The organism is Methylobacterium sp. B1 (genome assembly GCF_000333255.1).
Classification (GTDB): Bacteria; Pseudomonadota; Alphaproteobacteria; order Rhizobiales; family Beijerinckiaceae; genus Methylobacterium; species Methylobacterium fujisawaense.
Genome location: NZ_BACT01000892.1, coordinates 1 through 11156 on the forward strand (window position 1 = coordinate 1; position 11156 = coordinate 11156).

Consider the following 11156-nt stretch of genomic DNA (forward strand, 5'->3'; position numbering starts at 1 on the left):
GGGCGCGGATGCCCAACGCCGAGGAGATGCTCACCGGACTCGCAGAGCGTCTGATCGCCGTCGGTGTACCGTGGACCGGGCATCGACGGCCATCGACACCCTGCATTCGAATATGCCGGCGTTGGCCGGATCTGGACCCGGGACGGCGGCACCACCGTGCGGCTGTTCCCGCACGGCGCCCGCTCGACGGACGCGTATCTCAACAGCCCGTTCCATACGGTCCACGCCACCGGCGATTGGCTGATCCTCGACCTGTCCAAGACGCCGGACGACGCCTACGCGATCGTTCCGGACCTGAAGGCCGGCGGCTACACCCACTACGTGGTGGCGCCGTTGTTCTTCACGAACGGCACCCAGAACGGCATCACCTTCGCCACGCGGGCCCCTGAGGGGTTCCGGGACGACGACATCGCGATCCTGCGCTTCGTCATGCCGGCGCTGGCGGCCGTGATGGAGATGCGCGTCCTCAACAAGCAGCTCGACCACGTCCTGCGGCTCTATGTCGGCGACGAGCCGCACCGGGCGATCCTGGCCGGCGACATCCGCCGCGGACAGGTGACGCGGATCCGCTCGGCGATCCTGTTCGCCGATATGCGCGACTACACCCGGACCTCCGCCGACATGACGCCCGAGGAGGCCGTCGGCCTGCTCAACGTGTTCTTCGACTGCCTCGTGCCGCCGATCGAGCGGGAGGGCGGCGAGGTCCTGAAGTATCTCGGCGACGGTCTGCTGGCGATCTTCCGGGAGTCCGGTGACGACCTCGGCGGCGCGGCCAAAGGTGCGCTCACGGCGGCCCAGCACGCCCTGGCGGCCCTCGACGAGGCGAACGCCCTGCACCAGTTCCCGGTACCGGTGGCCGCGGGCATCGCGCTCCACCACGGCGAGGCCGCCTACGGCAATGTCGGGTCCGGCTCCCGCCTCGATTTCACGGTGATCGGCCGCGACGTGAACCTCGCGAGCCGCATCGCGCAGCTGAATCGCACCCTCGGCGAGCCGCTGCTGATGTCCAAGCCCTTCGTGGACTTCCTCTGGGGGGATCCGATCCCGCTGGGCGAGCACCGGCTCAACGGGTTCGACGAGCCCATGGCGGTCTTCCGGCCAAAGTTCCTGCGCCCGCGCAAATCCAGCTGAGCCCCTCTCCGATCGCGTCCTCGATCGGCTCTCGGCGTCAGGAAGCCGTCCCACCCGTCCGCCGTGAACGCTGGCCCGCAGCCGATCCCGGGGAGACGGGCCGCGCCAGCCGCCGTTGGCGCACCGCGACCCCAGAGATCGGCATGGGCGTTCGGGCGTTTCAGCCCCTGAGGGTCATCGTGCTGCCGGAGACGCCGAACTCGCGCAGGCGCCTGAGGAATGACATGCCCAGCAGGCTGGTGGACAGGAGCCCGCGCGGGATCACGACCGCATCGACGTCTCGCACCGTGATCGATCCGATCTGCACGATCGCGATCCGGATCGGCGCCACGCGAACCGTCCCGTTCGCGGTGTTCCAGACGCGCGTGAAGTCGGACGCAGCGACCTGGATCCCGATCCGCGCGGCATCCTCCTCGGAGAACGCGCAGGCGCTCGCCCCGGTATCCACCATCATCGGCAGTGAACGGCCGTCCAGCAGAGCGTTGACGAAGAAATGGCCGTTGCGGCCAGCCTGGAGGGCCACACCGGCGGCGGCACGGTCTGCGAGATCCGGCTCCGGCGGCGGTGCGACGGCGAGCGCGACCGGCGCCGCCCGCATGCCGTCGCGCACCTTCAGGACGGCCGTGACGCCGAGAAAGCCGAGCATGCAGATCAACAGGATTGTGCGCACGCAAATTCGCCCGTGACGTGGAGTGCCGGCGCCCGGAGGAGGTCCGGGATCCCGGCGATCAGATCCCAGACGCGTGAAGGGATGGTGCGCGCCGCCTATCGCGACCGCTGTCCGCGCGCCGATTCCGGTCCGCTTGGTGTCTGGACTGTCACCGCGACCCGCGGATTGTCACGGGAATGATGCAGGGGCGGCGGCGCGGGGTTGACCGACACAAGCCGTGACGCCACATCTGCGTCTGTTCCAGGGAGATCCCCGGCAAGGGGCTGAGAAACCGCTGGCACGTCCCTCAGGACCTGCGGCGCGGAAATCCTTCGAACCTGATCCGGCTCATACCGGCGTAGGGATTGGACCGCGGCTGCCCGAAAGGCAGGCCACAGCTTCTGGCAGAAGCGCACGGCCCGCTCCCCGCGACGGCAATCCGCGGAGATGCCTGTGCCCTTCGACCGACCTGCCTCACCGATCGGCCGCCGCCGCAATCCCGAGAGCGTCGTCGCGCCCGCCGTCCTGCCGGCGCGGACCGACGTCGCCGTCATCGGCGGCGGGCTGATCGGTCTGTCGATCGCGTGGCGGCTCGCGCGGGCCGGCCGCACGGTGACCGTGCTGGAGCGGGAGACGATCGGCGCGGGCGCGAGCCTCGCGGCCACCGGCATGCTGGCTCCGGCCGCCGAGCACGAGCCCGGCTCGGACCCGCTTCTGCCGCTCGCCCTGGACTCGCTCCGGCTCTGGCCCGGCTTCCGCGACGCCCTTGAGGCCGAGTCCGGCCGAACCATCGACTATCGGGCCGACGGCACCCTGGTGCTGGCGGTCGGCCGCGACGAGGTCGAACGCCTGCGCTTCCGCTACGACCTGCAGCGCCGCTCGGGACTCGACGCCACCTGGCTGCCGGGCAGCGAGGTGCGGCGCCTGGAGCCCGGCCTGCGCCCCTCCGTCACCGCCGGGATCCACTGCCCGCTGGACCATCAGGTCGATCCCCGTCTGGTCATGGAGGCCCTCAACGAGGCTTGTCGCCGGGCCGGCGTGATCCTGGTGGAGCGGACCGCCGTCACCACCCTCGACTGGTCGGGCGGCCGCGTGACCGGGATCCGCGCCGGCGACCGCGTCGTCGCCGCGGAGACCGTCATCCTGGCTTCCGGCGCCTGGAGCGGGGAGGGCGGTCTGCTCCCCGACGCGCTCGCCCTTCCGGTCCGTCCGCTGAAGGGCCAGTCCCTGGCGCTGCGCACCACCGCCCGCACCGGCACCCTCGCGCGGATGGTCTGGACCGAGCAGGTCCACATGGCGCCGAAGAGCGACGGCCAGCTCATCGTCGGCGCGACCGTGGAGGATTGCGGCTTCCGGCCCGGCGTTACCGCGGGCGGGCTCTACGCGCTGCTGGAGGGCGCCCGCCGGGTGCTGCCCGGTATCGAGGAGATGGAAGTCGAGGCCGTCTGGAGCGGCTACCGCCCGACCTCGGACGACGACGCGCCGATCCTCGACACCATCGCACCGGGCCTCGTCGCCGCCACGGGGCATCACCGCAACGGCTACCTGCTCGCCCCGATCACCGCCGAGGCGATCGCCGCGCTGGTGTTGCACGGCGCGCTGCCCGAGGTCGCCCGTCCCTTCACCCGCCTGCGCTTCGGCCAGCCGGACGCGCTGAGGGCCTCGGCATGAAGCTCGTCGTCAACGGTGAGCCGCGCGACTGCGCGGCCGAGACGGTGGACGCGCTGTTCCGCCTCGAGGCCGCGGAGAGCGGCATCGAGAGCCCGCAGGGCGTCGCCATCGCGCTGAACGGCCGGGTGCTGCGCCGCCGCGACTGGGGGGAAACCCGGATCGCGGAGGGCGACCGCGTCGAGATCGTTCGCGCCATGCAGGGAGGTTGAGCATGGATCAGACCCATACGCCGCTGCGTCCCGAAGGTGGGGATGACAGCCTGACCATCGCCGGCGTGAGCCTATCGTCGCGACTGTTCATCGGCACCGCCGGCTATCCGACGCAGGCGATCATGCGCGACGCCGTCCAGGCGAGCGGCGCCGACGTGGTCACCGCCTCGATCCGCAGGGTCTCGCTGCAGGGCCACGGCTCGGACACGGTCAAGATCCTGAAGGGCAAGCGCTTCCTGCCGAATACCGCCGGCTGCGAGACGGCCCGCGACGCGATCATGACCGCCGAACTCGCCCGTGAGGCGCTCGATACCAACTGGATCAAGGTCGAGGTGATCGGTGACCGGGAGACGCTCTACCCGGACGTGATGGAGCTGATCGAGGCCTGCCGCCATCTCGTCGATGACGGCTTCGTGGTGCTGCCCTACTGCAACGACGACCCGATCGTATGCCAGCGCCTGGAGGATATCGGCTGCGCCGCCGTGATGCCCATGGGCTCACTGATCGGGTCCGGGATGGGCATCGCCAACCCGGCCAATCTCGAACTGATCTGCCGCCGGGCGAAGGTGCCGGTCGTGGTCGATGCCGGGATCGGCACCGCCTCGGATGCGGTGATCGCCATGGAACTCGGCGCCGCCGCCTGCCTGATCAACACCGCGGTGGCCAAGGCCGACGATCCCGTGCGCATGGCCCGCGCCATGGGCCGGGCGGTGGAGGCCGGACGCGACGCGTATTGCGCCGGGCGCATTCCCCGCCGCGGCCGGGCCGAGCCATCGAGCCCGCAGCTCGGCCTCGTCGGCTCGTGAGGGCACTGCCGTCGCCGCTGCTCGCGGTGACGGACCGGCACGGCCATCCACGGCCGCTCGCCGAGACGGTGCAGGCGATCCTCGATGGCGGCGGGCGCTGGATCTGGTTCCGGGATCGCGATCTGGAGACGGACGCCCGTCGGCGCCTCGGCGAGGCCGTGGCAGAGCGCGTGCGGGCCGCGAAAGGCCTCCTGACGGTCGGCGGTGACGTCGCGTTGGCGCGCGCCCTCGGGGCCGACGGCGTCCATCTCGGCGGCGGCTCGGGACCGGAGGCCATCGCGGCGGCGCGGGCGGCGCTGGGAGAGCGGGCGCTGATCGGCGTGTCGGCCCATGCGGCGCACGAGGTTGCCCAGGCGGCGTCGGCCGGTGCCGATTACGCCACCCTCAGCCCGATCTATGCGACCGCCAGCAAGCCGGGCTACGGCCCGGCGCTCGGCCTTGCGGGCCTCGCGGCGGCCTGCGATCGCGAGCTTCCAATCGTGGCGCTCGGCGGTCTCGACGCGGACCGAATCGGCGGATGCCGGGCCGCCGGGGCGGCGGCGGTCGCTGTCATGGGTGGGCTGATGCGAGCGCGCGAGCCGGCCAAGGCCGCGCAGGCCGTCCTGAAGGCCTGGAGCTCGGCCGATCGCGCCCCCGCGTGAGGGGCGCAACCTGGTCGGCGCACGGGCCTCGCGACCGGCACGGACCCGGGGCCCTTTGCTCCGCTCGGAACGACGGGCGGGGCGATATCAGCCGCGAGTCCGCGCGGACACGGCGCCGGATTGGATCCTCGCGCAAGCCCTACGCGCAAGCCCTATTTGTCCGCCGGCCCGTAAGGCGGCCGCGGGATGGCCCGATGCGCGGCCCGGAGCGCCGCCGACCAGCGCTCGCGCAGGTCGTGGAAGTAGCCCTCACCAGCCTCGATCCGGTGATTCACTTCCAGCGTCAGCGCGTTCCGGCGAACCAGGGCGATGTCGATCGGCAGCCCCACGCCGAGATTCGACCGCATGGTCGAATCCATCGAGACGAGGCTGACCTTGAGGGCGTCGTACAGCTCGGTCGTGTATCTCACCGCCCGGTCGAGGATCGGCTTGCCGTACTTGTGCTCGCCGATCTGAAGGAAGGGCGCATCGGTGCTGCACTCGATGAAATTGCCGGCCGAATAGATCAGGTACAGGCGCATCTCGCCATTCCCGATCTGGCCGCCGAACAGCAGCGAGATCGAGAACCGGATGTTGGCCGCCTCGAACCCGTCCTTCTCGATCGCCCGCACCCGTCGGATGGCCCGGCCGATCAGCTGCGCGGCCTGGAACATGGTCGGCGCTTCGACGAGCTTCTGCGGCGGCTCGTCGTCCTCCTCGCCGGGCACGCCCTCCTGGAGCATGCTGAGGACAGACTGGGTGATCGAGAGGTTACCGGCCGAGGCGAGCATCATCACCCGCTCGCCCGGCACGTTGAAATGGTGCAGCTTTCGGTAGGTCGAGATATCGTCGAGCCCCGCATTGGTACGGGTGTCGGCGACCATCACCAGCCCTTCCTCGACCAGGACACCGACGCAGTAGGTCATTGTCTTCGGATTCTCCTACGGCCGGCGGACCGGTGTCTGAACGATCAGGATTGGGCGGCGGTCCTGCCTTGCTCGACCCGGAGCTTCACGTCCAGTGTTTCGGTGCCACCCCCCGTGCGGCTGCCGCGGATCGGGGCTGCGCCGAGATAGTCCAGGCCCGTTGCGACGCGGATGTAATTGTCCGAGGGGCTGACGTCGTAGCACGGATCGAACGCCACCCAGCCGAGATCCGGCACCAGGGCCTCGACCCAGCCATGGGGCGCCTCGACATCCGCCTGCCCGTCGTCCCGGGCCCGGTAACCGGCCACGTAGCGGGCCGGGATGCCGATGTGGCGGGCGGCGGCGAGGAAGACGTGGGCGAGATCCTGGCAGACGCCGCTCCCGGCCGCGAAGGCCTTGGCGGCTGGAACCGCGCTGGAGGCGGGGCCGGGCTCGTAGGTCACCGCGCCGCGGACGGCGCCCATCAGCCTGTGCAGGAGAGCCAGAACCGCACCGTCGCCCTCCGCGGCGACGCGTTCCGCGAAGGCGTGCAGCTCGGGGCTCGCCGCGCACAGATCCGTGTCGCGCAGGAAGAACTGATCCGGCAGGCGCTCCACAGTGCCGCGCACGACACCGTTCGTGTCATCGGTATCGACCTCGCCGGTCACGCGGATGGTGAGGGCGTCGGCCGGCTCGTCCGGGGTGAACCAATGGACGACATTGCCGAACCCGTCCTCGCGGGCGGTGAGCCGCCCGTCGATGGTGGTGTCGATCCGCCACGTGCGGACGTATTGGCCGTCATGATCCCGGGGCGTCAGCCTCAGGACCTGCACGAGCCCGCGGGCCGGCTGCTCGTAGGTGTAGATGGTCTCGTGAACCACGCGGATGCGCATGCGCTGTCCTGTCCGTCTCGTTCAGCCGACCAGATACTGCTTGGCGATCGCCTCGCCCACCCTGTTGTTCTCGGCAATGAACGCTTCGACGAATTCGTGCAGCCCTGAGGCGAAGACTCGGTTGATATCCTCGCCTTCCAGTTTCGCCAGCATGTTGCCGGCGAGCCGCTGGCTCGGGCCCCGGCGCCCGTAGGCGTCGGCGATGAGATCCAGATACTCGACGATCACGCCGTAGCAGTTGGCGAAGGAGCGCGGCATCTGCTTGTTGAGCATCAGCAGGTCGGCCACCAGCAGCGGCTTGACGCTCTCGCGATACACCCAGTGATAGGCATTGAACGCCGAGACTTCGCGCAGGATCGTGGTCCACTGGAAGTAGTCGAGGCTGCCGCCCACCGTCTCGTCGTGCGGCAGCAGGATCTGGTACTTCACGTCGAGGATGCGGGCGGTGTTGTCGGCCCGCTCGATCGCCGTGCCGAGCCGTGTGAACCAGAAGGCGTCGTTGCGCAGCATCGTCCGGAAGGCCGAGCCATCGAAGGTCAGCGAGACGGTCTTCACCCAGTCGAGGAAGCGGCCGAACTCGTCGCGGTTGAGGTCCTTGCCGGCGTAGTTGCGCAACTCCAGCCACGCGCCGTTGATCGCGTCCCACATCTCGGTGGTGAGCGCCGTGCGCACCGAGCGGGCATTCTCGCGGGCCGCCTCGATGCAGGAGCGGATCGAGGACGGGTTGTGCGGGCTGAAGGCCAGAAAATCGCAGACCGTGTCGGCGTTCACCGCACTGTAGTGCGTCTTGAACGCGTCCGGGTCGCCGGCCGAGGCGAGGGCGGATTCCCACTCGTTGCTCCCGCCGCCGCCGTAGCTCGTCGGCAGCGAGGCGAAACGGTGGGCCGCATCGAGGATACGGGCGACGAAGTCGGCCCGCTCCACGTAGCGCGAGAGCCAGAAGAGATTGTCGGCAGTCCTGGAAAGCATCGGTCTTCAGCCAAGTCGTGCGGACCACGGTGTCCGCGCCTCGGAACGTCCGGACGTCGCGGACCTTAGGCGTCGAGCACCCAGGTGTCCTTCGTGCCACCGCCCTGGCTGGAATTGACCACCAGGGACCCTTCCTTCAGCGCCACCCGGGTCAGACCGCCCGGCACGATCCGGATCTTGTCCGCCCCGCACAGCACGAAGGGCCTCAGGTCGACGTGACGGGGCGCAACGCCGGAGGCCACGAAGGTCGGGCAGGTGGAGAGCGAGAGAGTCGGCTGGGCGATGAACCCGTCGGGCGCGTGCTTGAGCTTTCGGGCGAAGTCGTCCAGCTCGCGCTTGCTGGCGTGCGGGCCGACCAGCATGCCGTAGCCGCCCGAACCGTTGACTTCCTTGACCACCAACTCGGAGAGGTTGTCCATCACGTACGCGAAAGCGTCCTTCTCGCGGCAGCGATAGGTCGGCACGTTGTGCAGGATCGGCTCCTCGCCGGTGAAGAATTTCACGATCTCCGGCATGTAGCTGTAGACGGCCTTATCGTCCGAGATGCCGGTGCCGACCGCGTTCGCCAAGGTGACGGAGCCGCGCTCGTAGGCGTTCATCAGGCCGGGCACGCCGAGCACCGAATCGGGCCGGAAGACCAGCGGGTCGAGGAAATCGTCGTCTAGGCGGCGGTAGATCACATCGACCTTTCGCGGCCCCTCGGTGGTGCGCATGTAGACCACGTCGTCCTTGGTGAAGAGGTCGGATGCCTCCACCAGCTCGACGCCGAGCTTGTCGGCCAGGAACGAGTGTTCGTAGAACGCGGAATTGTACCGGCCGGGCGTCAGCAGCACGACCGTGGGGTCCCGGGTCGTCGAGCCCGGCGCGAGGCTGCGCAGGGTTGCGAGCAGGGAGTCCGGGTAGTTCTCCACCGGCGCGACCCGGTGCTTGGAGAACAGGTCCGGGAACAGGCGCAGCATCACCTCCCGGTTCTCCAGCATGTAGGAGACGCCCGACGGGATCCGGGCATTGTCCTCCAGGACGAAGAAGTCGTTCTCGCCGGTCCGCACGATGTCGATGCCGGCGATGTGGACGTAGAGGTCGTGGGGGACCCGGAAGGACCGCATCTCCATGCGGTAATGGGCGTTCCGGTAGACGAGATCGGCCGGGATGATGCCGGCCTTGATGCACTCCTGGGCGCCGTAGATATCCTTCAGGAACAGGTTGATGGCGGTGACCCGCTGCTTCAGCCCACGCTCCAGGAAGGCCCATTCCGGCTTGGTGATCACCCGGGGAATGATATCGAACGGGATCAGGCGCTCGGTCGACTCGTTGTCGCCGTAGACCGCGAAGGTGATGCCGATCCGGCGGAACAGAAGCTCGGCCTGGCTGCGACGGGTGTTGAAATGCTCGGGTGGCGTGGATTCCAGCCAGGCCTTGAGCTGGCCATAGGCGTCACGGACGGCAGCCGGATCGGCCGCGCCGATCCCGTTCATCTCGTCGAAGGCCGTCACCGCCATCTCACTCCTCCCGTACGCTCCCGCTTCTGAGGCAAGAGGCGCGCCATTCATTCATGGCTATATCCGCAGGCGATAACGCTCAAGGCGGCCGGAGGATCAGATGAGCTTCAGGCCTTTCAGGCTAGCGTGACCGTTGCGGCCGAGGATCACGTGATCGTGCACCACGATCTTCAGCGGCGCCAGGACGGTCACGATCTCGCGGGTCATCGCCACGTCGGCGGCGGACGGGGCCGGATCGCCGGACGGATGATTGTGGGCCAGGATGATCGCAGTCGCCGACAGTTCCAGCGCCCGGCGGGCGACCTCGCGGGGATAGACCGGCGTGTGGTCGACGGTGCCGCGCCCCTGCACCTCGTCCGCGATGAGGTGGTTGCGCTTGTCGAGGAACAGGATGCGGAATTCCTCGCGCGGCGCGAACGCCATGGTGGCGCGCAGGTACTCATGCAGCGCGCTCCACGATGCCAGAAGCGCGCGCTCGCGGATCGCACCGCGGGCAAGCCGCCGGCCCGCGGCCTCGATCACCTTGAGGTCCGAGGCGACCCCGGCGCTCACCCCTTCCACCTCCAGGAGCCGCGCCGGCTCGGCGCTGACCACCTCGGCGAAGCTGCCGAACCGGGCGACCAGCGCCTTGGCGAGCGGCTTCACGTCGCGCCGCGGGATCGCCCGGAACAGGACGAGTTCCAGCAATTCGTAATCGGGGAGCGCGTCGCCGCCGACCGTCGCGAACTTCTCCCGCAGGCGGTCCCGGTGGCCGTGGTAGTGCGGCGGCTCCTTCTCCACGGACGACGGGACGGCACTGTCAGCGAACAGCCCCGCCTCACCCTCGTCCGGCCCCGGCGCCACGGCCGGTCAGGCCGCCGGGTTGACGGGCTGGTGCAGCCCCTTCGGCGAGACCGTAAAGATCTCGACGCCGGTCTCGGTGACGCCGACGGTGTGCTCGAACTGGGCGGAGAGCGAACGGTCGCGGGTCACGGCGGTCCAGCCGTCACCCAGCACCTTCACGGCGGGGCGCCCGAGATTGATCATCGGCTCGATCGTGAAGAACTGGCCGGGCTTGAACGGCACGTCGTAGCTCGCCTCGACGTAGTGCAGGATCGTGGGCGCGTCGTGATAGGTGCGTCCGAGCCCGTGTCCGCAGAAGTCGCGCACCACCGAGCACCGCTCGCTCTCGGCAAAGGATTGGATCGCCCGGCCGATGTCGTTGGTCGAGCCGCCGGGCTTCACCGCCGCGACGCCGCGCATCAGCGCCTCGTAGGTGATCTCGCACAGGCGCTGGGCCTTGCGCGGCACCTCGCCGACATAGGCCATGCGGCTCGAATCACCGTGCCAGCCGTCGAGGATCAGGCAGATGTCGAGGTTGACGATATCGCCCTCGCGCAGGGGCTTGTCGTTGGGGATGCCGTGGCAGACCACGTGGTTGATCGAGGTGCAGATCGACTTCGGATAGCCGCGATAGAGCAGCGAGGCCGGATAGGCGCCGTGATCCATGGCGAAGGTGTAGGCGAGCTTGTCGAGTTCCTCGGTGGTGACGCCGGGCTGCGTCGCCTCCATGAGCAGGTCGAGGGCCTCGGCGGTGAGGCGCCCGGCCCGGCGCATGCCCTCGAAGCCCTCGGGACCGTGAATCGGCGGTTCCGGGGCGCGGCGCGCACCCTGCGCACTGGCCTGTTCCTGCTGCATGGTCGGGACTTTTTCGCGGCGTCGTCAATCGGGCGTCGCTCTATGTACGGTGCGGCGCGCTGGAGGCCAAGCCGCGTCCGATGCAGGAGGAGCGAGGCTTGCGCCGGCTGCGGGGCTGGCGGCATAA

At 69.4% G+C, this 11156-nt stretch carries 11 protein-coding genes, 1 pseudogene and 1 riboswitch; of the genes and pseudogenes, 5 read left to right on the forward strand and 7 right to left on the reverse strand.

Annotated elements, in window-relative coordinates; translation table 11 throughout:
• A pseudogene (locus I53_RS25440) lies at positions 1-1131 on the forward strand (adenylate/guanylate cyclase domain-containing protein); the annotation flags it as partial.
• Positions 1132-1291: 160 nt separating this feature from the next.
• Here the strand turns inward: I53_RS25440 and I53_RS25445 are convergent.
• A complete protein-coding gene (locus I53_RS25445; protein WP_251982454.1) occupies positions 1292-1801 on the reverse strand; it encodes a TIGR02281 family clan AA aspartic protease in 510 nt (169 codons plus the stop codon).
• 233 nt (positions 1802-2034) lie between these two features.
• Positions 2035-2163: riboswitch (TPP riboswitch) on the forward strand.
• Between the two features lie 64 nt (positions 2164-2227).
• On the opposite strand from I53_RS25445, the gene thiO reads away from it, so the two are divergent.
• Genes thiO through I53_RS25465 form a run of 4 tightly spaced genes read left to right on the forward strand, consistent with a single transcriptional unit; the run spans position 2228 to position 5107 of the window.
• Positions 2228-3451 carry a glycine oxidase ThiO gene (thiO, locus tag I53_RS25450; RefSeq protein WP_043356045.1) on the forward strand — a complete coding sequence of 408 codons (1224 nt, stop codon included), beginning with the start codon at positions 2228-2230 and terminating at the stop codon, positions 3449-3451.
• Positions 3448-3660: a sulfur carrier protein ThiS gene (thiS, locus tag I53_RS25455; RefSeq protein ID WP_043356047.1), complete on the forward strand. Its 213-nt coding sequence runs from the start codon at positions 3448-3450 to the stop codon at positions 3658-3660. Before thiO ends, thiS begins: the two co-directional genes overlap by 4 nt.
• Positions 3661-3662: 2 nt before the next feature.
• The gene (locus I53_RS25460; protein ID WP_043356050.1) at positions 3663-4466 is read left to right on the forward strand and encodes a thiazole synthase; all 804 of its coding nucleotides are present in this window, start codon (positions 3663-3665) and stop codon (positions 4464-4466) included.
• Positions 4463-5107 carry a thiamine phosphate synthase gene (locus tag I53_RS25465; protein ID WP_043356052.1) on the forward strand — a complete coding sequence of 215 codons (645 nt, stop codon included), beginning with the start codon at positions 4463-4465 and terminating at the stop codon, positions 5105-5107. The genes I53_RS25460 and I53_RS25465 overlap by 4 nt, the downstream gene beginning before the upstream one ends.
• A 152-nt stretch (positions 5108-5259) precedes the next feature.
• Here the strand turns inward: I53_RS25465 and I53_RS25470 are convergent, their stop codons facing one another.
• From I53_RS25470 to map, 6 genes are all read right to left on the reverse strand, one after another.
• Entirely contained in the window at positions 5260-6012 is a 753-nt protein-coding gene (locus I53_RS25470; RefSeq protein WP_043356054.1) for a peptidase, read from the reverse strand.
• A 44-nt stretch (positions 6013-6056) separates the two neighbouring features.
• Positions 6057-6884, reverse strand: coding sequence for a transglutaminase family protein (locus I53_RS25475; RefSeq protein WP_043356055.1), 828 nt, complete (start codon positions 6882-6884; stop codon positions 6057-6059).
• 21 nt (positions 6885-6905) lie between these two features.
• Positions 6906-7853: an alpha-E domain-containing protein gene (locus tag I53_RS25480; RefSeq protein ID WP_043356057.1), complete on the reverse strand. Its 948-nt coding sequence runs from the start codon at positions 7851-7853 to the stop codon at positions 6906-6908.
• 65 nt (positions 7854-7918) lie between these two features.
• Positions 7919-9352 (reverse strand): circularly permuted type 2 ATP-grasp protein, encoded by a 1434-nt coding sequence (locus I53_RS25485; protein WP_043356059.1) that lies wholly within the window; start codon positions 9350-9352, stop codon positions 7919-7921.
• A 96-nt stretch (positions 9353-9448) separates the two neighbouring features.
• Complete coding sequence (gene radC, locus I53_RS25490) at positions 9449-10162, reverse strand: DNA repair protein RadC (protein WP_051045073.1); 714 nt, start codon at positions 10160-10162, stop codon at positions 9449-9451.
• Positions 10163-10201: 39 nt separating this feature from the next.
• Positions 10202-11029 carry a type I methionyl aminopeptidase gene (gene map, locus I53_RS25495; RefSeq protein ID WP_043356063.1) on the reverse strand — a complete coding sequence of 276 codons (828 nt, stop codon included), beginning with the start codon at positions 11027-11029 and terminating at the stop codon, positions 10202-10204.
• Positions 11030-11156 lie beyond the last annotated feature (127 nt).

Coding starts and splice junctions, on each gene's coding strand:
- thiO (WP_043356045.1), top strand. CDS start 2,228: ATGCCTGTGCCCTTCGACCGACCTGCCTCACCGATCGGCCGCCGCCGC.
- thiS (WP_043356047.1), top strand. CDS start 3,448: ATGAAGCTCGTCGTCAACGGTGAGCCGCGCGACTGCGCGGCCGAGACG.
- I53_RS25460 (WP_043356050.1), top strand. CDS start 3,663: ATGGATCAGACCCATACGCCGCTGCGTCCCGAAGGTGGGGATGACAGC.
- I53_RS25470 (WP_043356054.1), bottom strand. CDS start 6,012: ATGACCTACTGCGTCGGTGTCCTGGTCGAGGAAGGGCTGGTGATGGTC.
- I53_RS25475 (WP_043356055.1), bottom strand. CDS start 6,884: ATGCGCATCCGCGTGGTTCACGAGACCATCTACACCTACGAGCAGCCG.
- I53_RS25480 (WP_043356057.1), bottom strand. CDS start 7,853: ATGCTTTCCAGGACTGCCGACAATCTCTTCTGGCTCTCGCGCTACGTG.
- I53_RS25485 (WP_043356059.1), bottom strand. CDS start 9,352: ATGGCGGTGACGGCCTTCGACGAGATGAACGGGATCGGCGCGGCCGAT.
- map (WP_043356063.1), bottom strand. CDS start 11,029: ATGCAGCAGGAACAGGCCAGTGCGCAGGGTGCGCGCCGCGCCCCGGAA.